This is a genomic window from Zooshikella sp. RANM57 (genome assembly GCF_050749885.1).
In the GTDB taxonomy this organism is placed as follows: domain Bacteria; phylum Pseudomonadota; class Gammaproteobacteria; order Pseudomonadales; family Zooshikellaceae; genus Zooshikella.
Window position 1 is genome coordinate 355483 of sequence record NZ_JBOIUB010000002.1, and the last position, 24295, is coordinate 379777.

Consider the following 24295-nt stretch of genomic DNA (forward strand, 5'->3'; position numbering starts at 1 on the left):
GGCCCAATCATGTCACAAGGTTTTATCAGTGCAGCGTATATTGTTGCTGCCATTTTATTTATCTTCAGCTTAGCGGGCCTGAGTAAGCAGGAAACAGCCAAGCAAGGAAACATCTATGGTATGGTTGGTATGGCCATTGCCTTACTGGCCACCATTGGTAACCCTGAAGTATCTGGCATGGGGACTATTATCGTCACTATGGTCATTGGTGCGGTGATTGGCTTAAACTTGGCCAAAAAAGTACAAATGACTGAAATGCCTGAGTTGGTCGCCATGCTGCACAGCTTTGTTGGTTTGGCGGCGGTACTGGTTGGTTACAACAGTTACTTGGATCACCCTCCTATGGAAGGTGCCATGTTAACCATTCACTTAAGTGAAATTTTCCTTGGAGTCTTTATTGGTGCAGTGACCTTTACTGGATCAATCGTAGCGTTTGCTAAGTTACGCGGCATAATGAGTGGACGTCCTTTGTCATTACCTCATAAGCACAAGCTTAATCTTGCTGCCGTCGTTGTATCCTTCTTGCTCATGCTTAACTTCATCAACAATGATAGTGCTACCTTCCCACTAGTACTTATGACCATTATTGCACTGGCTTTTGGCTGGCATTTAGTGGCCTCTATTGGTGGTGCAGATATGCCAGTCGTCGTATCCATGCTGAACTCTTATTCAGGATGGGCTGCTGCTGCAGCAGGCTTCATGCTGGCTAATGACTTGCTTATTGTCACAGGTGCTTTGGTTGGCTCTTCAGGTGCCATCCTTTCTTATATCATGTGTAAGGGGATGAACCGCTCATTTATCAGTGTAATTGCTGGTGGCTTTGGCACTGAAAGTGGCACCGTATTAGGTGAGGGTGAAGAGCAGGGGGAGTATGTTGCAACATCAGCCGAAGAAGTGGCTGAAATGCTCAAAGATTCTACTTCTGTCATTATCACCCCTGGTTATGGTATGGCTGTTGCTCAAGCACAATATCCTGTGTATGAAATCACTCAAAAGCTGCGTGAACGAGGTGTTAATGTCCGGTTTGGTATTCACCCTGTTGCAGGACGGTTACCAGGCCATATGAATGTCTTGTTAGCCGAAGCTAAAGTGCCTTACGATATCGTTTTGGAAATGGACGAAATTAATGAAGACTTTCCAGAAACAGATACCGTATTGGTCATTGGTGCAAATGATACGGTTAACCCATCAGCCGCTGAAGACCCTGCAAGCCCAATCGCGGGCATGCCTGTGTTAGAGGTGTGGAATGCACATCAGGTAATCGTGTTTAAGCGCTCCATGGCTACTGGTTATGCGGGTGTGCAGAACCCTCTCTTCTTCAAGCAGAATACACGAATGTTATTTGGCGATGCGAAAGAGAGTGTTGAGGCCATTTTGAAAGCACTTTAAAAAGTTACCCTTAATTAATAGGGTATTCTTCAGAAAAAGCCGAAGTCTAAGACTTCGGCTTTTTTTATATTTGAAAATAAAAGATACAAAGAAAAGGCAGGTGTATTAACACTGAACACACTGTAAATCTATCCTTGGAAGCTTGGTTGCCACATCCTTGCGGTAAACAGTTCAGTGTTAATACACCCGCCTTTAGTCTAAAATACCGGACTTTTCTAATACAACAAGTAGCGTATTTTATTTTATCAAGTAAACTTAAAACCACCACCATCAAACAAACAATCTAGGTATGCCAATAGAGAAGGGCAACCCCCGTGGAGAAGTAATATGGATATTAGGGTCTTGAATAGCAGTGATGCTGTGCAGTATAAAAAAATTCGACTTGTTGCCTTGCAGTCGTGCCCAGAATCATTTGCTCAAAGCTTTGACTTTGAACAAACTCAACCCCTTAGCTATTTTGCAGACAAAATTACTCAAAGTGACCACTCTTTTGTTGTCGGCATATTTAATAAAAGCCAGCTAGTAGGTACTGCTGGTGTTAGCCGGCAAGACCATTTAAAACGATCACATAAAGGTATGATTTGGGGATTTTATATTGATAAATCCTTTCAAAAAAATGGTCTCGGCAAGCATCTACTTGAAAAGATTATCGACGAAGCAAAACTGTTTAGAGATTTAACTCAGCTGCAGCTTGTTGTCATTTCAGAAAACAGCCCAGCCATTAAACTCTATAAAAAATATGGCTTTGAGACATTTGCTTTTGAGCGAGATGCACTCCGCTTAGGAAATAAGTCATATGACGCAAAACATATGGTGCTTTTTTTATAAAGAGTGTTAATGCTCTCAAGAATATTTTTAGTAGTCAGTTGCTGCCACCATCCTTTGGCAGCAAAGCATATATAAAATTGAAGCAGTTTAGAAAGTATACTTAGCAGACAGTGTAAAGGTATCTACGTCAGTTTCGCCGAATTGTAATTTATCCTTATCACCTAAATCGTTAATACGTTCCCAATCGATACCAAAAGCCACATTATTAGTCAGGTTATAACTTGCACCTAAGCCAAACACTTTACTGGTGCCTTTAGCTGTTTCACTTGACTGATGAGCATATATACCACTGACTTTACGATCTTCTTTGATTTTCCATTTCATTAAGCCAAAACTTGCATTTAGCTCAACATCATTGGTAATAGGATAAATACCAATAGCTTTCATCCCATAACCACTAATCTCATTTTCTACTTCTCGAGACAGTCTTAATCCCGAAGGAGAGTGTGTAGTGTTAAACTCTGATTCTGTATCAGCAAATTTCGTATAGCTAGCTTCCAATGCTAAATACTTATTTAATCTATAACCTGAAAATAATTTAACTACACCATCTCTTTTTGTTGTACTTAACGACTTATAGCTACCACTAATCAAACCAAAACCATCATAGTAATCTTTTTCAGCTTCATATGCATTATCATAACTAGCCGCACCAGCACCTAACCCTAGATAAAAACCAGTCTTCTCATCGGCATACGGGTTAATGCTATCTTGTGCAAAAAGTGGCGTGGAAACCACTGAAGAAATGGCGATAACCAAAGCAGTTTTTTTCATTATTCAACCTTTTATTACAACTTAAATTAGTACTACAGAACAGGTTTTTTATGATCTGCAATCCATTTTCATTGAGAACAGATAAACGGTTGAATACGTATTAACCACAAATATAAAGCACCTTTGTTTTAACTATAAACAAAGGTGCAACAAAGTTATTCGATATATTAATAAAAAAGATTACATAGTAGTTAAAATTAGTATTATTTATTTAAAAACTATTAATAGCTTTAGCAAAATATATCAATAAGAAAAAAAGCGGTATTTATATTTCATAGCTTTATTGACAGCTGCACCTGCATCAATAACACCATGTCCACACTCACTGCATTTTTGTTGCTTTTGAGCCGTACTGGTAATTAACTGTTTTATTTCTGCAGGTGTAATTGCAGGTTGTAAGCTATAGAGAATAGCTGCAACACCTGCAACATGCGCTGCAGCAAGTCCTGTTCCTGCCGCATATTGGTAGCTATCACTCGCCGCTGTTCGATACCCAGTATTTGAGGTTGATAAAATACCTGCATGCAAAGGCTCTTTAACACCACCTGGCGCCGCAACGGTTACGCCATCTCCACGATTACTGTAGGCGGTGAGCTTGCCATCCAAGTCACTGGCGGTCACTGCAATGACATTTTGGCAGTTCCCAGGACTATAGAGATTAGCTTGATCACCATTATTACCTGCGGCAACAATGATGGTAGTACCTTTCTGATTGGCTTCATCAACTGCCTGCTGAAGTGAAGCTTTACACTTTCCAGGTTCACTGCTGGAGATGGTGATAATCTGAGCAGGATGCTTATTCAAAGGGACATTAACTACTGTTAGCCCTGCAGCCCAGCGAATGCCATCAACTAAATCTGAGGTATAACCACCACATTTGCCTACTGTTCGTACTGGTAAAATTTTTGACTGATGAGCAATGCCACTGATCCCAATATTATTCGCAGCGGCAGCAATCACTCCGGCAATTTGTGTTCCATGCCAACTACTTAAACTGTCTTGTTCGATGGGTTGAGTAGCAAATTGGCTACACTCACCGGCTAAATGTGCATCACCAGGGTCAAGTGGATTATTGTCACGACCGTCACCATCATTTGCCATAACAGGATCACTGACCATGTCATATCCTGATAATAGGTTTTCTTTTAAATCTTGATGAGGAAGATAACCACTGTCTAAAACTGCAACGACTACACCTTGTCCTTGATTCTGTTGCCAAGCTTGTTGCACATTGATACTACCAAAATATTGATCTGACAGTAGACTCCATTGTTGATTAAAGAGTGGGTCTGCAGGTGTAATTGACATAGGTACTTTAGGTTGCATCATCCAGTCAGGTTCTACATATTCAACCTCTGGCTGCTGCTCTAACTGTTCAACTAATTGTTGAATTTGTTGTGTATTTTGAAAAGATGGCAGTTTAAAAACAATATCTCCAGTTCCCATGGTACGAACATACGTCATCTGTACTGAAATTCTGCTGCTTAATTGTGCTAAAACCTCTTTTACAGGGAGCGATATGTGCGCTTTGTTAAAACGCATGATTAACCGGTTAGTTGTTTGTGCGATCTCAACGGGTGCTGTGCTATTCGCAGGCAGAGGAGTAGCTTCTGTTGTATTGCCAGCATAAAGCAATGTACCTTGGGTAAAGGTGAGGGCAGACACTACTACGGTTGAGACCATATATTGCTTAACGTTCATTGAAATCCCTCCGGTTTGGAAGTCTACTTATACGACAGGATCCGTCTGCCGATATGATAAACTATAAAAAATAGATAACTCACAACACACTCTTTGTACGCTAGATAAGTGTATTTTTAATCTAAAAACATAAACATGGGTTAATCTTAGATGACTAAAAAAAATGAAACTTGTCTTAGAGCAATATTAATTCATAAAACACCAGACTTTTAAGTCTGGCGTGCAACGTTAACAGTCTTTATTCGCCGTGTATACCCATAACGAAGTGTACATTTAACAAAGTAATATTTAACTTTAATAATGAAAAATATTCATTTTATATATTTCCCACAATACCTAATAAATAAAAAAAGGACCACAGGTGTGATCCTTAAAATATACGGATAATGGTAACACGAACTTTGCTTATTAAATATCATACATTGTAGATAAAGTAATTACTACAATCGCTACTAGCTGAACCATCAAAACTGATCTTCTTCTGTAGAGCCCTTTAATGCAGTAACAGAAGATGAACCTCCTTGGATCACATTAGTGACATCATCAAAATAACCTGTACCGACTTCTTGTTGGTGTGCCACAAAGGTATAACCACGCTCGGCATCTTGAAACTCTTTTTCCTGTAACTTAACGTACGCTGACATGTCATTACGTGCATAATCATAGGCTAAATCAAACATGCTATTCCACATAGCATGAATACCCGCCAGGGTGATAAATTGAAATTTATAACCCATTGCGCTCAATTCACGCTGAAACTTGGCAATAGTGGCATCATCAAGATTTTTCTTCCAATTAAAACTAGGAGAGCAGTTATATGCCAAAAGTTGACCTGGGTATTCACGATGAATAGCTTCAGCAAATTTTCTGGCTTCATCAAGATCAGGTTTTGCGGTTTCACACCATAATAAGTCAGCATAAGGAGCATAAGCTAAACCACGTGCGATAGCCTGTTCAATACCTGCTCGTGTTTGGTAAAAACCTTCAGCAGTACGCTCACCTGTAATAAAGGGGGCGTCGTATTCATCAATATCCGAGGTTATTAAATCAGCCGCATTGGCATCTGTTCGTGCCAACACAATAGTACTGGTCCCCATGACATCTGCTGCTAAACGAGCAGAAATTAACTTCTGAACAGCTTCTTGGGTTGGTACGAGTACTTTACCGCCCATATGACCGCATTTTTTTACTGATGCAAGTTGATCTTCAAAGTGTACACCTGCCGCCCCAGCTTCGATCATTGCAATCATGAGTTCATAGGCATTCAATACGCCACCAAAACCCGCTTCTGCGTCAGCCACGATCGGTGCAAAATAATCAATATAGTGCTCATCAGAAGGTTTGACACCGCGTTGCCATTGAATTTGATCAGCGCGACGAAATGAATTATTAATCCGCTTAACCACAGCAGGTACAGAATTGACTGGATATAACGATTGATCAGGATACATGCTCATAGAGCTATTGTTATCAGCTGCAACTTGCCATCCAGATAAATAAATAGCTTTTATACCCGCCTTCACCTGCTGAACAGCTTGACCTCCTGTTAAGGCACCCAAGCAGTTAACATATCCTTTACTTACTCCACCATTAATCAATGACCAAAGTTTGGTGGCACCCTGTTCTGCCAGTGTATTAGCAACATGAATTGAGCCACGTAAACGAACAACATCACTTGCCGTATAAGTACGTTTGACATGCTTCCAGCGAGGATTTTCTGCCCAATCCTTTTCAATACGAGCGATTTCTTCATTACGGTTATAAATAGCCATCGTTGGCTCCTGTGGTTAGCTGTATTTATTATGAATTACGAACAAGGCACGACAAAGTCTAGAAATTATGCCATGATTTAGGAAATTTATAGTTTTTATTCTCGGTATCAACAAAATGAATATTTCACGGGTAGATCTTAATTTATTGGTGTATTTAGATGTCTTATTACGTGAAAAAAATGTCACTAAAGCCGCAAGCCACTTAGGGATTACACAACCCGCCATGAGCAATGGCTTACGCCGTTTACGAGAACTTTTTGATGATCCAATCTTAGTCAGAACCAGTGAGGGAATGACGGCAACAGAAAGAGCATTATCATTACAGCCTATGATTAGAGATGTTTTGTCTAACATAGAAAAAGCGCTACAACCCCAAAAAGATTTTGATGCCTATAGCAGTGACCGTGTATTCCGTATCATGGCCAGTGACTATGCTGAATCAACCCTGATTCCTCCTTTATTAACACAGTTAAGACAGCTCGCTCCTCATGTCACCTTAGACATATTAACGCCAAGTGACGTCAGTTTTTTAGATGTAGAGCAAGGCCGTGTGGATATGGCCATAAACCGCTTTGACGAGATGCCTCAGTCTTTTCATCAAACCACCATCTGGCAAGATAGTTTTTCATGTTTGATCAGCGCAAATAACCCTATTTTAGAAGACTTTAACTTGGATACTTACCTGCAGGCCCAACATATTTGGGTAAGTAAAACAGGTATGGGCGTTGGCGTTGGCATGACCCCACAAGATGTACAACGTTTAGGGTGGGTTGATGAAGCATTAGCCAAATTAGAAAAAAAGCGTCGTATTAGTGTTTTTACTCGCCATTACCAAGTAGCAATGCTGCTTGCTCAACAGCCAGACCTTATTGCAACATTACCAACACGTGCGGCACTGCTAGCCCAAAATAACCCTCATCTTGTTATTCGCAAGCCACCCTTTGCGATTGCAGACTTTGAATTAAAAATGGCTTGGAGTCCGTTATTACAACATAACCCTGGCCATCAGTGGTTAAGACGACTGGTCGGCGAAGTGGCTAAATAAAATAAGTCTTTTACCCATTAACTGCACAATAAACCTATCTATATCAGCTAAGATAAAAAAAGCAATTACAAACAGAGGCTTGCTCCGTCAAACCTCTGTTAGGTATTTTAATTTAAGTGGTTATAAGCAGGTAATGTCAGAAAATCAACCAATGTTTCAGACGTTGTAATTTCATCAAGGATATTCATCGCCAGTTCAAATTTTCCGGTTTCCCAGCGAACTTCACCCACCTCTTGTCGTACAACTAATGACTCTTCTTGTAACATTTCACGAAATAGTGCCACAGTCACGGCCTTTCCTGAATCCAATTTCCGACCATGCCGAATCCATTGCCAGATTGAAGTTCTAGCAATTTCTGCGGTGGCTGCATCTTCCATTAAACCATAAATTGGCACACACCCATTGCCATTAATCCAGGCCTCAATATACTGGATAGCTACACGGATATTATTTCGCATACCTCTTTCAGAACACTCGCCAGGACAAGGAGCAAGCAAATCACTCTCAGTTATTTCAGGGTCGTCATCGCGCAGCACATGGAGCTGGTTTGGTTTATCTTCTGGTATAAATTGGTTAAATACATCCAATGCCGTATCCGCTAAACCAGGATGGGCAATCCATGTACCATCATGACCATTACGCGCTTCAAGCTCTTTATCCTCTCGCACTTTTTGTAACACCCGCGCATTGGCCATTTCATTTTTCGCTGGGATTAATGCCGCCATTCCACCCATAGCAAGTGCACCACGACGATGACATGTCTTAATAAGCAACCGAGAGTAAGCACTTAAAAAAGGTTGATCCATCGTCACTTTTTGTCGATCAGGCAAAACGCGATCAGCATGATTACGCAATGTTTTAATATAACTGAAAATATAATCCCAACGTCCACAGTTCAGGCCAACAATATGCTCACGTAATGCAAATAAAATTTCATTCATTTCAAATACGGCAGGTAAGGTTTCAATCAAGGCTGTAACTCGAATGGTACCTTCTGGAAGCTGAAAACGGCTTTCTGTGTACTTAAATACATCAGACCACCATGCTGCTTCATGATGACTTTGTAACTTGGGAATGTAGTAGTAAACACCGGTTTCTTGCTGTTTTCTTACTTGCCAGTTATGGAAAAAATACAGTGCAAAATCAAAGAGGCTGGCAGGAATACTTTGCTGCTGATGTTGCACATGTTTTTCTAATAAGTGCAAGCCTCGTACTCTGGCAATCAATAAAGCTGGATCATCCTTTAGGGTATATTTTTTTCCCGAGGTTGGATGAGCGTATTCTATTGTCCGCAAATTCGCATCACGTAAGTTTATTTGCCCTTCAATAACACCTTTCCATGTGGGTGATTGAGAATCCTCAAAGTCTGCCATAAATACTTTTACGTTGGCATTTAACGCATTAATTATCATTTTTCGATCAACAGGCCCCGTTATCTCAATACGACGATCCTGTAAATCTTGGGGAACTGGAGACACCTTCCAGTCATTTTCACGTATCTCTTTGGTTTCAGGCAAAAAACCTGGTAACTGTCCCTCATCAAACGCGGCTTGACGCTTTACCCGTTCAGCCAGTAGCTGCTCTAATCGAGGCTGAAACTCTCTGACCAACTCAGTAAGAAAGGTGACTGCCTCAGGGGTCAGTATTTCCTGATAGGCAGGAGATAGTTTACCCAGGAATGTCATTTCTCCAATTTGGGTTGGCTCAGTCATTTTAAACCTCATTATTTGTGTAATTACTTTTACATTTATTCTGTAAGACAACTGACTACCAGTTCATTTATTTTATTTAAATGCTTAGTGTCTTATCTAAAACGATCCTTACTTAAATAATTATTTTCCATCAGTTTATTCCTGCTCAACAGGTTAAATAGGAGAATAATCAAAGTACTATCATCGGTATAATACTGTTGTTCTCCCGAGAGAATGTCAATTCACATGAATCACTCTTTTTAGAATAGTGATTATAAATAAGATAAATAACGAATAGACGTGATCTTTTATACAGTTATTTTAAACAAATAGACTCGTTGAACGCTGTATACGTAATACAAACAATATAAAGCTTTACTCAATAACCGGATAGACAGTCACATTTTTAAACTGGCTACCATAATTAGCCCAAGTATAAAAACCGATAGTCCCATGACTTAAAACCGAGTCTGTGACCTGAAAAGCTAAGGTATCATCCAATAAAATTTCAATCTGGTGATTATTTGCTTTAACCGTTACGTTATACCAACGCCCTAGAATATAAGGTTCATGGGTCTCCGCAAGCAGTGTATAGGTCTCACCCATGCGACGAACCAATCGCCGATAGTTTCCAGCTTTATTCCATTCAAAACGATAGTAGTGCTGCGGGTCTTGCATTCGAAATACAACACCCAGTGCATCATCATCTACAGACCTTAGCTGCAGATGTATTTCATAGTTATCCCAGCGTTTTCCTGCAGGATAATAAATAACGCTACCAGCTTTACGTAAATCCGCAAAATCAATCGGTAAACTATAAATATTTGAGTTGTCGTATAAAATACCTGCACTCGATTGCCATTTTGCGGGTGCTAATAGGGTTCCTTCACTCACAGACCACCAATCGCTGGTTAAACGTTGCGTCTCATAGTTAGCGGGTATTAATAAAGTGGGTTCTAGCGAAGGCATTAACGTTATCTGTTGTATATCTTTGCTCCACCACTTACCATCAGACACGATGGTGGTGATGGTCAATGTTGTTGGCTCAATAACAGTCTGAGCAGATAAGATGGGGGTTGAAGTAAACTCACCCATCAAGGTTGCAGGCCCAGTGACGGACCAATGCCAGGAGAGAGGTTTGTTTTCAGGGTCACTCGCCACTATTGATAACGGTAAAGTACTACCTGATGGCAGATAGGCTGGTAAATTTTCTATTGAAGATATTACTGGAGGTTTATCTAACGGGGACTTTCGTTGTATTTTAATATCATCAAACCATGTGCCTTGATTAGCCCAAGCATATAACCCAATAGAACCTTGAGCATATGTATCATCACTGGCTGAAAGTATTAAATTATCATCAACAAAAACTTCAATGGTATTCCCTTGTAAATCAATATCAAGTGAGTACCACTGGCCAAGACTAAAAGGCACGTGATCTTCGGCTAACACGATAACATCGTTACCTACAATCTTTTCAAGTCGACGAAAAGCAAACACTTTTGACCAACTAAACCGATAATAGTGATGTTCATCTTGAACACGAAATAGCACCCCCATGACATCATCATCATCAGACTTGACTTTGAGCCTTAATAAATAGTCCTGCCAACTATAACCTGACTGGTAAAACAATATCGTTCCGGGCTTAATGGTTGCTGCAGCAGAGGAGGGCAGAGCATATACATTACTGGACTGACGTAATACCCCATCAACCACAGCCCAGTCTGCAGGCCCTTGTAAAGTTCCTGTTGTGGCTATAAACCAGTCTTGACTTAACCCAGAACTAAATGACTCATCAAGATCAATCGTTAAGCGTGTAGGTAATACCGTAATCGTTAGGGTTTCGGTAGTCGATTGAAGACCATCACTGACAGTAACTTGTAATGTATGGACTTCAGTATCATCGACAGCACTGGGTGTGTAATTAGTCGTATGCTGATTTGCGGTAGACAAGATGCCGTTGCCAGACAACACTTGCCACGAATAAACCAAACTTGTTTCGGGTGTATCACTGTCACTAGCCACGACCTTTAATAATGCAGGCTCAGTTGCAAAAACAGATGTTGGTGTAGCCGTTAAACTATCAATAACAGGTGCTACAACAGGTTCTTCACTGCTATTGATGTCCAGTACTTCTAGCGAGTGAATGTGATAACCTTCATTTGCCCAGCTATAAAAACCAAAGCCTCCCTGAGGAAAAACACTATCATTAACGTTAAACACCAAATTTTGGTCTATGAATACCTCGATACTATTACCCTGAGCTTTTATCATCAGTTGATATAACCGATTCTTCTCGTAGGGCACTGTATCTTCTGCAAGCACAGAAAATACTTCCCCATCACGGCGCTCTAATCGTCGATAGCCTAGTGCTTTATTCCAGGTAAACCGGTAGTAATGGGTGATATCTTGCAAACGAAAAACCACACCAACGGCATCATCATCCTCTGAATAAAACGTCGTTGTTAGCTGATAGTCTTGCCAGTTGATGCTGTCTGGGTAATAAAGCACGGTACCCCGTTTAGCCAAGTCACTGGCAACAATGGGGTTAGCATAAATATTACTTTGTTGAATCAACTGCTGCCCCATTTTGACCCAGGATGAAGGTGCCTGAATATCACCTTCATCCACTACCAGCCAATCAGGTGGTGGTAAACCATCTTCACCTTCAGTGAATGCGGTATAAAATAATAATGGATGTTCTCCCGCATCAGCTACCGTAAGATAAACGGTCTCAACAGCTGACTGCTCACCATCTGTCACAGAAACCTGAAGTAAATGTAGTTCTGTCGTATTTGTATCAGCAGGGTAATAACGAATCTCGGTTGTAGACACCTGCTCGATAGTGCCCTGACCAACAATAATATCCCACTGATATTGAAGAGGCTGCGGCTGATTATCAGGGTCACTGGCAATAACATTTAACTGCGCAAATGATCCATCCGTGATATGCGTTGATGAAACCGTTAGTGATGAGATAACCGGGGATACATTGAAGTGATATTCAGCAGCCATGACACGACTGGGTCGTTTATCAGCAACGACAGCGGCTGCTTTTACTGTGGCAGATGAGGTTAATGAAATAGGCCCTTCATACGGTATACCATTCTGTGTTGGATCACCGCCATCCAAGGTATAAAGTAACGCTGAACCTGTTTCAGTTGCAGTCAGTGTAACCGTTTGAGGAGTGGTATAAGTGCCCGCAACTGGTGCTATCTGTGGCGCTAATGTCCGCTCGGTTAATGTTGGCGACTCCCAGCCTATGGGCTTATAGACCCAAATCTGACCTCTATAGATATCCTGTAAACCAATAAACACATCCAATTGTTTGATGTACTTCCAACGGCCTAAAATGCCTGTGCCAGGCCCAAGGTTAGGCGCATCTCCACCCCAGAGTGGTTGCTTAATAGCGCGCCAACCTTCGGTACTCGCAGTCGTAGGTGGAATAATAGCCCAGACCTCATTAAAGCCACTCCACAGTAAGTACTGGTGGCGGTTTGCATCATAATCCATCCCCATATCTCGGGAAACTTTAAACTCATCACCAATGGACTGAGGGTAAAATAGCTGATCTTTATTATCAGAGCCTGGTGTGGATAAATTCCAGAACCCGATGACCTTCCGACCACTGCGCACATAAAGGTTCAACACAGGATCAAACAAACCAGCCCCCTGATTATTTACTCCATTCCAAAACTTTCCCACAAGCTCCCAGGTGTCTTCAGCAGGGTCACTAATATCATTAACCGTATATTGATACAGATATTCATGTGTTCCACCAGGCCGTGCATTCACCAACACCACATCTTTGCCTTCACTACTTCGCAGTGCTGTCGTACCTTCTACATGGCTTTTGGGAAGCGGTGCCAACCCCATAAGGTGAGTATGGATATCACGATTTTGCCACATGCTCCCACCCACAATTTCTGGATGAGCGCCAGTACGCTGTACATGTGAACCTGTCGACCCACCCACCTTATCCTTATCTGCTTTGTTAGGATCCCAAAGATAAGGGCCTGTAGGGCGTGTTGTTGTGCTATCAACCTGACGAATAAACATACCGCCATTGTTGTAAGCAGCACCACCAAACGTCAGTACACGATCATGAAAGGGTAAGTAAAGGGTATTATCATAGGTATGAGCTGAGCTTGGCGCCGCATTAACACCATCAATAGCTCGCCAGTTGCCAAAGTCATCTTGGATAATTTCACTGGGTAACGAAGCTCTTTCCCACTTTTGCGTTGTACCTCGCCAGCGATATACTTCATTTCCACTGTAATTAGCATGTCCCCCTCCATAGAGCACTAAATCACCACGTCGACTATCCCAAGCAAATGAACTCCAGGCAGCAATAATACGATCGGGCTGAGGGTTTGATGGTCCAACGAGTGGGCGTAAACCAGCAGGAGCCCACACATCATCAAAGCGGTTACGGCTCACCTGAAGCCAACTGCCTTCAGGCATAATCGATATCTCCGCTAAAAGGTTAGATAAATCTGGCGGTGTTTCATCACTTACTGCAGCATTGCTATTGCATAAAATTAATACACAAAAAAATAGACCTTTAGCCAACTTTTTTGCTGCCAAAATCATAACGTCCATCATCAACATGGCCATTTAATGTTCGTCTTTATAGGAATAAAAAGTGGACGGAAAGTAAAAAGCATGCGTATCGGAAAAAACATACAGCGACCACGTTTTCTCCAACTGCTGACCCGTACTATCTAGAACTCTGATAGTGATAGACCAGTGACCTGCTTGCACTGGTGTTCCTGACAGTAAGCCCGAAAAACTTAGGGATAGTCCTTGCGGTAGTTGAGACAACAGCTGATAACTGACTTCCCCATACGAATCATCAACAGCAAATTGAAATTGGTAGGGGGCATTAGCTTTTGCCAGGGGTAATTTATCCGTTCGCCACGCAAGTCTGACTTTTTTCTCAGGCAGTAAAACTACACGCACAGCATCTACAGCCAGGACACCTTGTCCGTGATTACTCAATACAATGGAGTGGGTTCCAGCATTCCAATAATACTCTCCAAGTTTGACCCATTGACCTGATAAATGCTGTTGAGAACGCGTAACAAACTCTACGCCTTGAAGATCATCGACAATACGATACGTTGCCGCCTGGGTGATTTGATCAACTCGAGGCCACCAACCAAATACAACATATCGTCCTGTTTGAGGTAAATAAATTGCAAACGTGTAAGTAGCACCTTTTTTCAAGCTGATAAGACTTTTTTGCTGGTAGGCTAAGGGAAGTGATACAGATTCAAATGCTGTAGACGTTATTTGTGAAGCATCAACAATCTTCTGCCAATGGGTTGAAGCTATGAGTCCTTGTATAAAGCAACTGCTGTAAAGCAATAAACATATTTTGCCCATATACACAAAATAAAACTGATTGCTCATCACTCTTTTACAGTACGTAAGCGTGTTTTTTAATGCTAATGGCATTATTGTTTCAATCCTGAAGAGTAATAACTTACGTCTTAATTTTTTTTGACGTAGATTTTCTTACAAGAAGGTAAGCAAACATAATGCCTTTTAACTAAACAGAATAATTAACTTATGTGTAATCAAGGACTAGCAAACTTATATCAACATTGAATACGTTTTATCCCGTTACGAATGTAAAACAACACGACAACAATTACAGATTTATTAAAGCTAAAACAGCAAAAAATGACAAAAATATTAATTAGACACTAGATGATTAATCATCATTTTTTTGAAAATCATTTTCGTAATTTAAACTATTAGAAAACTCAGTTAATAACAGCTCAATATCACTCGACTGGACAGACATCATGAAAAGTTGCCTGTTATTCCAATCAGGTAAAGGCAATTCATTCACTGTAGCGTTAACAATAATTAGGTTATCTACCATATCAGTCGTCAAAGAAAGTACAAAATGTCTAGTTTGGTCCAGTTTTTGGATAATATGTAACTCACAGCAATGTTGATAACAACGAATATCAACCACTTTTATTTCTGCACGTAACACTAGCTTATTTTTGAAGTCATATAGTTGAGGAATGATTACCTTATGATACAAATAATTTACCAGTGTTTTATTATTTTGTTCTCGTAAATCCTTATAATGCTGCTGTTCATTACGTTCATGCTCGGGTTGTTCTTTTGAACTAAGCCAGTCTTTTAACCAATGCATTGTCAGTATCCTAGTGATACTCTATACCCATTATCCATGGGCATAATATGAAAGGGAAATGGTTTTATGTTACCTTATAGTAATATATCCTTCATAAACCATTATTGTACGCACAATACATAACGCTTACCCTAACGTAACAACATGTAGAGTGAAAATGCTCTTAATGTAGACACTATTAAGTCTCCATGCCAAGCATCTTTTATTCTTAAATCCATTGACGTCCCTGGAATATAATACCCAATACGAAGGGTTTTTTAGGTGCGGCCGTCAAGCGATGAATCCCCAGGAGCTTATATTAATAAGTGACTGGGGTGAAGAGCGCTGACAACAAAGCCTAAAAATGATTCGTGAAGGGTATAACTGCAAGTATTAATATACACCACTTAAACTTATCATTTAGGAGTATAAGTGTCTTCTCAGTATATATTTATTTTAGACACATATTTTTCGTTAAACCTTCCTTGGTTTGAACTTATACAATACTTTCAGTATAGGCTTGGTTAACGTGCAACTCTAATACAATCAATGGTAGGCTTCAATGTAAATTGTATTAGAACGAAGGCTTAAACAGCCTTCGCGGGGTGATTATGTGGGGTAAACTGACTTCTAAGAAACCGCAAAGCGGGCTTTTCTACATAACGTGTTGCCAATGATGCAATAAATAAACAACACAACATCACTAGAGGTATAGCCTCATAAGAAGGCATACCAGCTAAGTAAAGTTTATGTAATAAACTAAAGCCAATATTATGGTGAAATAAATAAAGAGAATAAGAAATAGTTCCCAAATATATTAAAGGCTTTAAGCAAATCACGCTTAATTTATGATAAACAAATAAGTAAAATGACAAAAATAAACCTAGTACAACACCCCAAGATACTAACTCATTATCAATCCAGCACTGCATTCCAAAACAAAGCATGATTAAGCTATGCCGTATTAAATTATAGCGGTCACCCTTAACGCTTGCTTTAAGTCGATAAAACAAGATACCCGCCATAAACAAATGGGCATAATCTAACATAAAAATCAGTCTTATTTTCCAAGGGAAATAGCCTGTATAATATTCACTCAACAACCAGCTTGCTTGAAGTGTTAACCAACCCATACAAATAAATTCAATTTTTTGCAAACCTCTCATTAGCCACACAACAAGCATTAAACAATAAAATATCAACTCATACTCTAGTGTCCAATAAACACCGTCAACTGCAGACACCTCGAAAAAAGCTGGCACCATTGTCAGATTTAGGCTTGCGGTTGTCAGTGAGAAGTCCTTTCCAGGTAAACCTACTAAATTAACAACACTTGTTGTCAGTATAACAGCCAGCCAATAGACTGGAAATAATCGAGAAAAACGTGCAGTTATAAAGCCTAAGGCACTTTTAGTTCTATTCAATGTTAAAAAAATGACAAATCCACTAATCAAGAAAAACCATTGCACACCATATTTACCAATTTCGAAACTAAAGGCTAATGAGTGTCCATAAAGCTCATCAAATCGGGTCGTCAAATGAAACAGCACAACAAAAAATGCCGCTAATCCTCTAAATACATCAAGTTCGTCAAGACGGCTAGACAAGAGAGTACCTCAGTATTTACCAATAATGTAATATATCCACTATTCAGTAGTTTGTAGCAGGAGGGTTACCACTATTGATCCAACAAGGATAACCTCTAAGAGAAACTCCCACTAAAAAGACTTGTGAAGAATAAATTTCAAGTAAAATGTTACTGCTGCATAAATTCAATGATTTGTTTTTTCCATAAAGCATACCCTTCACCATTTAGATGGATCCCATCTATCGAATATTGAGCCTGAAGAACACCATCTGCAGTTAGCACGCTATTAAGGTCAATATATGTAATGTTTTTTTCGTTCGCTATTCTCTGTAAGGAGTGATTTAACATTTCTACCTGGTTATTCAAATGTTTAAACTGTTCACCCAAAAGCAGGGTGGATTGTATAATAGGAGTAACTTTTTTATTTAATAGTTCATCGATTATTTGATGGTAATTCTTTAATATACTATCTAGCTTTAAACCCTGCATAATATCGTTAGTACCCAGCAGAACAAAAACAACTTCAGCATCGTTAGAAAGTAAAGAAAGTCGGCTCACCGTATCCGCCGTTGTATCACCTGCAATTCCTCTGTTGTTAATGGAGTAGTCAGGAAAAAGCTCTTGCCACTCAGCATCATCTGTTATGGAATCACCCAACATAATATTTTTTGCAGATCCCCCATGCCACTTAAAAAAAGACACTCTGCGTTTATGATATATATGTTGACTGTCATTGAATGAAACACTGTTATCAACATCAATCCAATGCTGTACTTTTTTTAATAGGTCATAGGGGAAAAAATGATACTTCATGGTAGTAATGCCATACCCAAACCCAACTAATAGCAAAACCAGCACCAGTAAAATATTTCTTATCATTTCAACACTCAATACTGTATAAAAAAACGCTCTAGAAAGGTTTGCTCACGACTATCCACCTGACAGCCCCACAAGCAACCACGTTTATCCTAATGACCTGTTATTTATCTCTACGCGTAGATACATACTCTTCGCTGTGGGTATAAATTACTGTTTTTATACATCCTTGGAGAAGACGTACTTAACAGTTTAAAAAATTAGCACTCAAATTTATATACGTTCGCCGACTGGATTTTATATTTAATTTGACTTTTCATCATTATTTTGCCCAAGCAAAAGCTCAAACTAAACTACACTTCTCATAAAGAACCTTCAGTGACAGGGGATATAAGAGGGAACGGGTAGCAACTCCTGCCATTTTGATGTTTTTGCTAAATCACCCAAGGTATATACAAATACAGCCCTGGAGAAACACGTTATGTTCTATCTTAAAGGTACCATTACTGCTTTAGCATTCTCTCTATTCTTAAGCTCACTCTCTTATGCTAATGAACTGAATAAACTAATGTTTATTACTGAATCATACCCACCTTATAATTTTGAAGCTTCAGGCTTATTAAAAGGCATCGCTGTAGACTTACTTGTTGCCGCGTCAAACAAAGCAGGCTCACCATTAAAACGGAACCAAATAAAGGTGTATCCTTGGGCTAGAGGCTATCGAGCAACCCTTGAAGAGCCAAATCATGTCTTATTCTCAACAACACGCACTAAAGAAAGAGACCCCCTCTTCAAGTGGGCAGGTCCTATCGCCAAAACCAAAATAGTATTACTCGCTAAAAACGATAGTGGCATTAAAATCAATACACCTGAAGAAATTGCTAAGTATACCGTAGGCACTATTCGTGATGATGTAGGTGAGCAATTAGTAAAAGCGCTTGGCGTGCCAGACTCTGCCATCAAACCATCGTCCAATGCCGATTCGTTAGTAAAAAAACTCAACACTGGCCGGGTAAATTTATGGGCTTACGAAGAAAATGTCGCACGTTGGTTTATCAAAAAAAATGGCTTACAAAGTGGTGATTTCAGTGTTGTTTACACACTTAAAGAAGCAGAGCTATATTATGCCTTTAGTAAAAAGACGTCTGATGAGCTTATTAACCAACTGCAAAAAGGAATTGATGAAGTAAAGAAAGCAAAAGGGCAGGTTACTGATACTTTATACAATGACATCTTAAGCGAGTACTTGTAAAAAGGACAAGTTTACTCATTAAAATTTAGTGAAAAGTATAAAGTTAAATACGCGCCTAATAAATTTTTTACCATTAAAATGAAACATATTCAGTAAAGTGATTTGAAAACGATATCAATGACTGATCTCTAAAAAAAAGCCTTGCATCATTGCAAGGCTTTTTATCGTATAACCTACATAATTAATAGGCTACTACACATTATTTACTTTTTACGACGACGAGCACGTCCTAAAGCCAATAAGCCAATGCCCATTAAAGCCGCTACAGAAGGAACTGGAACTGGAGTAGAAGGGGTTTTACCTTTACCACGAAGGTCGTCGTTACCACACTGCATAGTGAAGTGTAAGTTAAAGTCTGCATTTTCACCCAAAAAGCTCAGATCAAAACCATCAGCATAGTAGTGAGTTCCACCGCTGAAGCCTGACTCAGCATCTGTCAATGAACTTAGAGAAAATGCACCACTACCGATGACATCACCACCATGATCATATGCCCATGGGCTAGCTTTTTGATTGTTTCTAAAGTAGGCAGTTTTAGTATAAGAGTCCGCGTCTAATTTAACGATATCATAAGTTAAGTTAGACCAGTTAACATCTAATACGTAGTCAAAACCGTAAGTGTTCTTAACGGTTTTATTACCATTTGACCAAGAGTTGCTTCCACGGGTTACATCATTATTGATATCAATAAAAATATCACCAGAAGTCCAGCGATGACTACCTTGTTTTTCACCATTTTTCAGGTTAAAACCACTCACAAGGCTTACATTGTTACCTTTTTGGAAAAAGCCTTCCAAGTCCCACTTTTGACCTTTGTCGTTATAACGTTCAACTTCGTTATCTTCTTGTGAACCGTACCAGCCAGTTCCAGAACCTTGTCCATCAAAAACAGTGATATTCGTTGCGTCGAGTGGCGAAGCCATTACTTGAGAAGAAAGAGCAACAACTGCAGTTCCAAATAATGCGGCTAATTTATTCATTATAACTCTCCATAAAATGCACGCCGTCGTGCATACTACTAATCCAAACTTCATGCTTATTGAATAAACGCATGTAAAAACGCAGCCACTATTCAGCAACATTGATGCCAAAAATATTTTTTATATTTATAACAATAAGTTACCCAAAAATAACCTATTAATTTAATCAGACTGTAAAAAATATCAATTTGAAGTGAATCTCACCACCTTAGAGACATGATACATAGACGAATAAACCATTCATCGTAATACAATGATTTTTATAGCTTTTTTTATTTGTAAAATTAGATATATAAAAACACAATCAAATTGCAAATAGTTATCTACAAGCAAACCAGATATGAAGTGTAAAAAAGAGATGACAATTACTTTGTAGGAAATAATTGTTTTTATTGCTCACACTTAATCAGCAGGCAGCGCTTTTAATGCAAAAGCAATGGGCAATAATGTCGTACTGCCCATTACTACTTAATTAGCGCTTATTTAGATAGGAAAGGGAAAGGGTAACAACTAACTCATACGTTGGAGCACCTTTGACTAAGCCAACATAGGACATAACTTGCTTATCAATGGTTAACTCATAACGGGTCAATAAACTCGCCTCCGGTAATTTAGCAATAAGGGTATTTAATGCTGTTTGATAAGCCTCATTAAAATCCAAGTGTAATGAACTGCCCGAAGCCGTCATATGTGCAGCATGCTCATTTGATTTACGAGGGCTGGCTGTTTGCAGCGCCGCCAAAAATGCATGACTTTTCTTTTCTGGAATATATTCTACAGGAATGGTTTTGTCTCCAGATGCCATTGCAATTACCACTTCCTTTGGTGGAGCCAGATTGGAAAAAGAACGTTCCGTTCGGTAGTTTTGTTTTCCCGCGCCCAATGGGCCAATCCACGCCCCCAAACAAAACTTGAGTCCACCTGTCCACTGCTCATCACGAGAAAACTCAGGTGTAGTGGCATATTCTTGAACAACACCACTAGCATGTAAAATCAACTGACCTTCTTTTTGCTGATCGCTAGTGCTCACAAAGGTAGCGTTTACCTCATGCGCATCAATGAGTGTGTAAAATCCCATAATAGATGTCCTTCCTTGCCGAATGGTAAATGGCAATACAAGGCTAGTTCATTTGTCTTAACTTACAAGGAAGGGCACCAACAGGGTTAAATCACACATCAAAGGTTATCAAGAGGTTTTCTTAAGAAAGCATTATTGCAAATCAACCTTAATATAAAACTGAGCTTGTTGATTACGCGTACGATACACTCGTTTATTTATATCAGAGTTTTGTTGGCTGGCCTGAGTATTAACGCCCCCAACAGCAACCCATTGTCCAATGGGTGCTTGAACAACAGTACTGGTTGAATTGATGTCAATATTGCCTGAGTTATTACGAGCCAAACGATTATTCTGCGCCTCTAACTGAATTGTGGCCAAATCAGTACCAGATAATCTCACCGTCGCATAAAAGCCTTGATTCACTTTTTTATAGGATGAGCGTTGTTCAATATGACCAGGCCACTGTGTGCGTTCATGAACAGGTACCTCTTGGCCAACCTGGATAAACGCGGCCTGACCTTCAATAGCACTGACCTGTTGCACCCCCTGATCCTTTCTACGCTGAGTACCATGATGAATAACCACTTGATCGTGAGGAGAGTGTCGATCACCTGTTCGAATAGTCACATCACCGACTCGCACATCAATATCAGCATCTATGCCACGCTCAGCGTATATCACACTTGAGTCAGTGCTAACACTGATTAAAAGTTGGCGTATTGGGGTATCTAGCTTTTTTACCGTTTGCTGTAACTGTTGGAAATTTTTTGCAGTAGTTTTAATAATCAAGACATTATTGTATGCCGTGACGGCACCACCAGGTGCAACCAGAGGTTGCAATATGGGAACTAACTCATCTGCCAGTCGGTGTCTCATATCGATAGTATACGTTTGCAACGCAGCCGCTAACGATAAACTGCTGCTTAACAGCAGTAAGACCAAACAATAGCTAACGGATCTTAAGCTAATCATAATGCGATATTCCTTAAGTCTGCTGGTTGCATACCTTTATCCCAAGCACGCTGAAAACCCTCCTGACGCATCTTCACATTGCCAGGGTCGGCAAATGATCCTTTAGCGATCAGTAAGTCAGCCTCTGATAACTCTAACCAACCCACACGATCAACCAAAACATAGCCATAACTCTCCACAGGATATTGTGGATTTGATTGCTGAATCTCTATCAGGCTGGGAATCCGTTTTTGGAGGGTAAGTAGGGGATGAGAATACTTGACGAGCGTCCGACAATCATCAATTAAAATACGTGCATGGCTTATGGGGTTTCGCCTGGCAAACGTAGAGAATTCTCGAACAAAACGCTCATCCCCAAAAAGCTCATTCTGTAGCAGAGGAGAATAGATCAACACTATTTCATCAGCCTGTGCCACCATGCTAAGCAACGCCGACAAGATATCAGCCTGCTTATGCCAAACTTGCAGTTTACTGCTTTCACCTAGAATAAGTCGGCAAGTGGACACCGCTTCAGCAGCTGGCTTACTAGCACGAGGCTCATAATCCTGCCGAGACCTGGCGTGAATAACCTCAACACCTTGTTTTTCAGGAATGGCTGTAAACGGAATAGGCGCGGCTAAATCTAACACCAGGAAAATATTTGTAGAATCAGCGGCATCCTTTACCGACATCTCAGAAGCCACTTGACTAAACCCTTGAGCTTCGAAGTAACTTAGCCAGTGCGGTAAAGTACATGCCTTAAGTAAAGTAACACCTGCAGCCCGCGTGTAAGCAATAAGATAATCAAGTAAGTCGTTAAATGTCGTAGTACTATTGTTAGTGGAATGCAGATAAATTCCAATAGTAGCTTGCTCAGGGTGAAACCACCCTAAGCCTTGAGGTGATGTAGCATCCCCCATCAAAAACCAACTATAATCAGCACGCTGTGTTGACTGAAGAGGGCAAAGAAGCAATTCCTGCTGACCCTCCTTGTCCTCAGCTTGTATAGCGTGAGTTAGAAAAGACAACAGCTGCGTTTCAGAGGCCCTGGTAATATCAGCCTTCATCATTCCACTTCCAGGCCAGTGTACCTAATGCCACTAGCTGGGTGAGTAATAACAACGTATCAACGCCACCTTCAGCGACATCGGTCTGATAAATCGGCTGTCTACGCTCCAGCCGAGTTAAAATAGGAGAAACCTGTTCACTCGCTTGCAAAACCTGACCATCAGCATATACCTGCCAACAATTATTCAACGCACTGTAAGCAAGGCGAGCACCTGGCACGACGGCCAGCGAATAGCCTTGTTTTAATCGACCCGCCAATTCATCACAGTCGGTTGGCTTAATCGTGGGTAATTCTGGCGTCATGTTATATTTGGATTCAGTCATAAAACGGCCAAACCACTCAACCAGCTTTTGTTCATCATCTAGCTGATTAAGCAACGTTTTTAAACGTCCAACCGCACTCAGTGTAATTTCTCCGGGATGCTCTGATAGTACCAAGGCAGGATCGGCATAACGCATGTCTTCAGATAAGTTATCCGCAATATAATCACTAAAATGCGTAATCACCTCTGCGGCTGAAGGTGCTCGAAAACCCACAGAGAATGTCATACAGTCATCCATACCAATACCGTTATGAGCCAGACCAGGAGGTAAATAGAGCATATCTCCTGGCTCTAAAACCCACTCATCACTGACATGAAACTCTGCCAATATTTTCAAGTCATTATGTGCCATCAGCGGTGTTTGAGCGGTACAACGTTGACCTACCTGCCACTTCCTCCGCCCACGGGCTTGCAGCAAAAATACATCATATTGGTCATAGTGCGGTCCTACACCACCTCCTGGTCGAGCATAGCTGACCATAATATCGTCTAGTCGCCAACCAGGTATAAAATCAAAATGACTCAGCAATTGCGCAATTTCAGGCAACCAATGGTCAACGGCTTGAACCAATAAAGTCCAGTTATCAATGGGTAAGTTCAAAAAAGCTTCTTCAGAAAAAGGGCCATGCCAAACTTGCCAGGGTTCTGCTTCATCGTCATTGACCACGAGTCGAGCTTCAACTGTATCTTCCATTGCCAGGCCAGCCAGCTCCTCAGGAGATACGGGCGATTGAAAAGCAGGCAAAGCCTGCCGTATTAACAGGGGACGCTGTTGCCAGTATTCACGTAGAAATTCTGCGGCGCTTATATTACCTAGTAACGTATTCATATTGGCAATGATTACCCGTTAAATGTAAATTAATACCCACAAAGATAATGAACAGTAATTTATGAGTAACG

At 40.4% G+C, this 24295-nt stretch carries 18 protein-coding genes; 4 read left to right on the forward strand and 14 right to left on the reverse strand.

The genetic code is table 11. The annotated features are described in order from the left end of the window. Positions 1-6: 6 nt before the first annotated feature. Both pntB and ACQ96U_RS06230 read left to right on the forward strand, forming a co-directional pair. Positions 7-1389 carry a Re/Si-specific NAD(P)(+) transhydrogenase subunit beta gene (pntB, locus tag ACQ96U_RS06225; protein WP_431720604.1) on the forward strand — a complete coding sequence of 461 codons (1383 nt, stop codon included), beginning with the start codon at positions 7-9 and terminating at the stop codon, positions 1387-1389. Between the two features lie 327 nt (positions 1390-1716). Next, on the forward strand, positions 1717-2217 hold the full coding sequence (locus ACQ96U_RS06230; RefSeq protein ID WP_431720380.1) for a GNAT family N-acetyltransferase: 501 nt from the start codon (positions 1717-1719) through the stop codon (positions 2215-2217). Positions 2218-2304: 87 nt separating this feature from the next. On the opposite strand, the gene ACQ96U_RS06235 is transcribed toward ACQ96U_RS06230, so the two are convergent. The 3 genes from ACQ96U_RS06235 to aceA all read right to left on the reverse strand — a co-directional run bounded on the left by ACQ96U_RS06235 (position 2305) and on the right by aceA (position 6464). Beyond that, on the reverse strand, positions 2305-2991 hold the full coding sequence (locus ACQ96U_RS06235) for an outer membrane beta-barrel protein (RefSeq protein WP_431720381.1): 687 nt from the start codon (positions 2989-2991) through the stop codon (positions 2305-2307). A gap of 243 nt (positions 2992-3234) precedes the next feature. Then, positions 3235-4692 (reverse strand): S8 family peptidase, encoded by a 1458-nt coding sequence (locus ACQ96U_RS06240; RefSeq protein WP_431720382.1) that lies wholly within the window; start codon positions 4690-4692, stop codon positions 3235-3237. Between the two features lie 464 nt (positions 4693-5156). Continuing rightward, entirely contained in the window at positions 5157-6464 is a 1308-nt protein-coding gene (gene aceA, locus ACQ96U_RS06245; RefSeq protein ID WP_431720383.1) for an isocitrate lyase, read from the reverse strand. Positions 6465-6579: 115 nt separating this feature from the next. On the opposite strand from aceA, the gene ACQ96U_RS06250 reads away from it, so the two are divergent. Next, positions 6580-7509, forward strand: a complete 930-nt coding sequence (locus ACQ96U_RS06250; protein ID WP_431720384.1) for a LysR family transcriptional regulator — start codon at positions 6580-6582, stop codon at positions 7507-7509. Between the two features lie 107 nt (positions 7510-7616). Here ACQ96U_RS06250 and aceB read toward each other — a convergent pair whose 3' ends face one another. From aceB to ACQ96U_RS06280, 6 genes are all read right to left on the reverse strand, one after another. Then, positions 7617-9221, reverse strand: coding sequence for a malate synthase A (aceB, locus tag ACQ96U_RS06255; RefSeq protein WP_431720385.1), 1605 nt, complete (start codon positions 9219-9221; stop codon positions 7617-7619). Between the two features lie 354 nt (positions 9222-9575). Beyond that, entirely contained in the window at positions 9576-13808 is a 4233-nt protein-coding gene (locus tag ACQ96U_RS06260) for a family 16 glycoside hydrolase (protein WP_431720386.1), read from the reverse strand. 12 nt (positions 13809-13820) lie between these two features. Next, positions 13821-14663 carry a putative Ig domain-containing protein gene (locus tag ACQ96U_RS06265; protein ID WP_431720387.1) on the reverse strand — a complete coding sequence of 281 codons (843 nt, stop codon included), beginning with the start codon at positions 14661-14663 and terminating at the stop codon, positions 13821-13823. 259 nt (positions 14664-14922) lie between these two features. Continuing rightward, complete coding sequence (locus ACQ96U_RS06270; protein WP_431720388.1) at positions 14923-15378, reverse strand: hypothetical protein; 456 nt, start codon at positions 15376-15378, stop codon at positions 14923-14925. Between the two features lie 566 nt (positions 15379-15944). Continuing rightward, a complete protein-coding gene (locus tag ACQ96U_RS06275; protein ID WP_431720389.1) occupies positions 15945-16964 on the reverse strand; it encodes an acyltransferase family protein in 1020 nt (339 codons plus the stop codon). 149 nt (positions 16965-17113) lie between these two features. Further along, entirely contained in the window at positions 17114-17824 is a 711-nt protein-coding gene (locus ACQ96U_RS06280; protein ID WP_431720390.1) for a GDSL-type esterase/lipase family protein, read from the reverse strand. 418 nt (positions 17825-18242) lie between these two features. On the opposite strand from ACQ96U_RS06280, the gene ACQ96U_RS06285 reads away from it, so the two are divergent. After that, positions 18243-19013 (forward strand): substrate-binding periplasmic protein, encoded by a 771-nt coding sequence (locus ACQ96U_RS06285; RefSeq protein ID WP_431720391.1) that lies wholly within the window; start codon positions 18243-18245, stop codon positions 19011-19013. A 203-nt stretch (positions 19014-19216) separates the two neighbouring features. Here the strand turns inward: ACQ96U_RS06285 and ACQ96U_RS06290 are convergent, their stop codons facing one another. From ACQ96U_RS06290 to ACQ96U_RS06310, 5 genes are all read right to left on the reverse strand, one after another. Beyond that, positions 19217-19993: a PEP-CTERM sorting domain-containing protein gene (locus tag ACQ96U_RS06290; protein ID WP_431720392.1), complete on the reverse strand. Its 777-nt coding sequence runs from the start codon at positions 19991-19993 to the stop codon at positions 19217-19219. A gap of 472 nt (positions 19994-20465) precedes the next feature. Further along, positions 20466-21071 carry a hypothetical protein gene (locus ACQ96U_RS06295; RefSeq protein ID WP_431720393.1) on the reverse strand — a complete coding sequence of 202 codons (606 nt, stop codon included), beginning with the start codon at positions 21069-21071 and terminating at the stop codon, positions 20466-20468. Positions 21072-21203: 132 nt separating this feature from the next. After that, positions 21204-22025, reverse strand: a complete 822-nt coding sequence (locus ACQ96U_RS06300) for a secretin N-terminal domain-containing protein (protein WP_431720394.1) — start codon at positions 22023-22025, stop codon at positions 21204-21206. Next, positions 22022-23074 carry a hypothetical protein gene (locus ACQ96U_RS06305; RefSeq protein ID WP_431720395.1) on the reverse strand — a complete coding sequence of 351 codons (1053 nt, stop codon included), beginning with the start codon at positions 23072-23074 and terminating at the stop codon, positions 22022-22024. The genes ACQ96U_RS06300 and ACQ96U_RS06305 overlap by 4 nt, the downstream gene beginning before the upstream one ends. After that, positions 23061-24224 carry a JmjC domain-containing protein gene (locus tag ACQ96U_RS06310; RefSeq protein ID WP_431720396.1) on the reverse strand — a complete coding sequence of 388 codons (1164 nt, stop codon included), beginning with the start codon at positions 24222-24224 and terminating at the stop codon, positions 23061-23063. Before ACQ96U_RS06310 ends, ACQ96U_RS06305 begins: the two co-directional genes overlap by 14 nt. Between the last annotated feature and the right edge of the window lie 71 nt (positions 24225-24295).

Excerpts from the sequence above, each read along its gene's own strand:
- aceA (WP_431720383.1), bottom strand. The coding sequence starts at position 6,464 with ATGGCTATTTATAACCGTAATGAAGAAATCGCTCGTATTGAAAAGGAT.
- ACQ96U_RS06300 (WP_431720394.1), bottom strand. The coding sequence starts at position 22,025 with ATGATTAGCTTAAGATCCGTTAGCTATTGTTTGGTCTTACTGCTGTTA.
- ACQ96U_RS06265 (WP_431720387.1), bottom strand. The coding sequence starts at position 14,663 with ATGCCATTAGCATTAAAAAACACGCTTACGTACTGTAAAAGAGTGATG.
- ACQ96U_RS06305 (WP_431720395.1), bottom strand. The coding sequence starts at position 23,074 with ATGATGAAGGCTGATATTACCAGGGCCTCTGAAACGCAGCTGTTGTCT.
- ACQ96U_RS06285 (WP_431720391.1), top strand. The coding sequence starts at position 18,243 with ATGTTCTATCTTAAAGGTACCATTACTGCTTTAGCATTCTCTCTATTC.
- ACQ96U_RS06270 (WP_431720388.1), bottom strand. The coding sequence starts at position 15,378 with ATGCATTGGTTAAAAGACTGGCTTAGTTCAAAAGAACAACCCGAGCAT.
- ACQ96U_RS06230 (WP_431720380.1), top strand. The coding sequence starts at position 1,717 with ATGGATATTAGGGTCTTGAATAGCAGTGATGCTGTGCAGTATAAAAAA.
- aceB (WP_431720385.1), bottom strand. The coding sequence starts at position 9,221 with ATGACTGAGCCAACCCAAATTGGAGAAATGACATTCCTGGGTAAACTA.
- ACQ96U_RS06235 (WP_431720381.1), bottom strand. The coding sequence starts at position 2,991 with ATGAAAAAAACTGCTTTGGTTATCGCCATTTCTTCAGTGGTTTCCACG.
- ACQ96U_RS06280 (WP_431720390.1), bottom strand. The coding sequence starts at position 17,824 with ATGATAAGAAATATTTTACTGGTGCTGGTTTTGCTATTAGTTGGGTTT.
- ACQ96U_RS06290 (WP_431720392.1), bottom strand. The coding sequence starts at position 19,993 with ATGAATAAATTAGCCGCATTATTTGGAACTGCAGTTGTTGCTCTTTCT.
- ACQ96U_RS06240 (WP_431720382.1), bottom strand. The coding sequence starts at position 4,692 with ATGAACGTTAAGCAATATATGGTCTCAACCGTAGTAGTGTCTGCCCTC.
- ACQ96U_RS06260 (WP_431720386.1), bottom strand. The coding sequence starts at position 13,808 with ATGATGGACGTTATGATTTTGGCAGCAAAAAAGTTGGCTAAAGGTCTA.
- ACQ96U_RS06310 (WP_431720396.1), bottom strand. The coding sequence starts at position 24,224 with ATGAATACGTTACTAGGTAATATAAGCGCCGCAGAATTTCTACGTGAA.
- ACQ96U_RS06250 (WP_431720384.1), top strand. The coding sequence starts at position 6,580 with ATGAATATTTCACGGGTAGATCTTAATTTATTGGTGTATTTAGATGTC.
- ACQ96U_RS06295 (WP_431720393.1), bottom strand. The coding sequence starts at position 21,071 with ATGGGATTTTACACACTCATTGATGCGCATGAGGTAAACGCTACCTTT.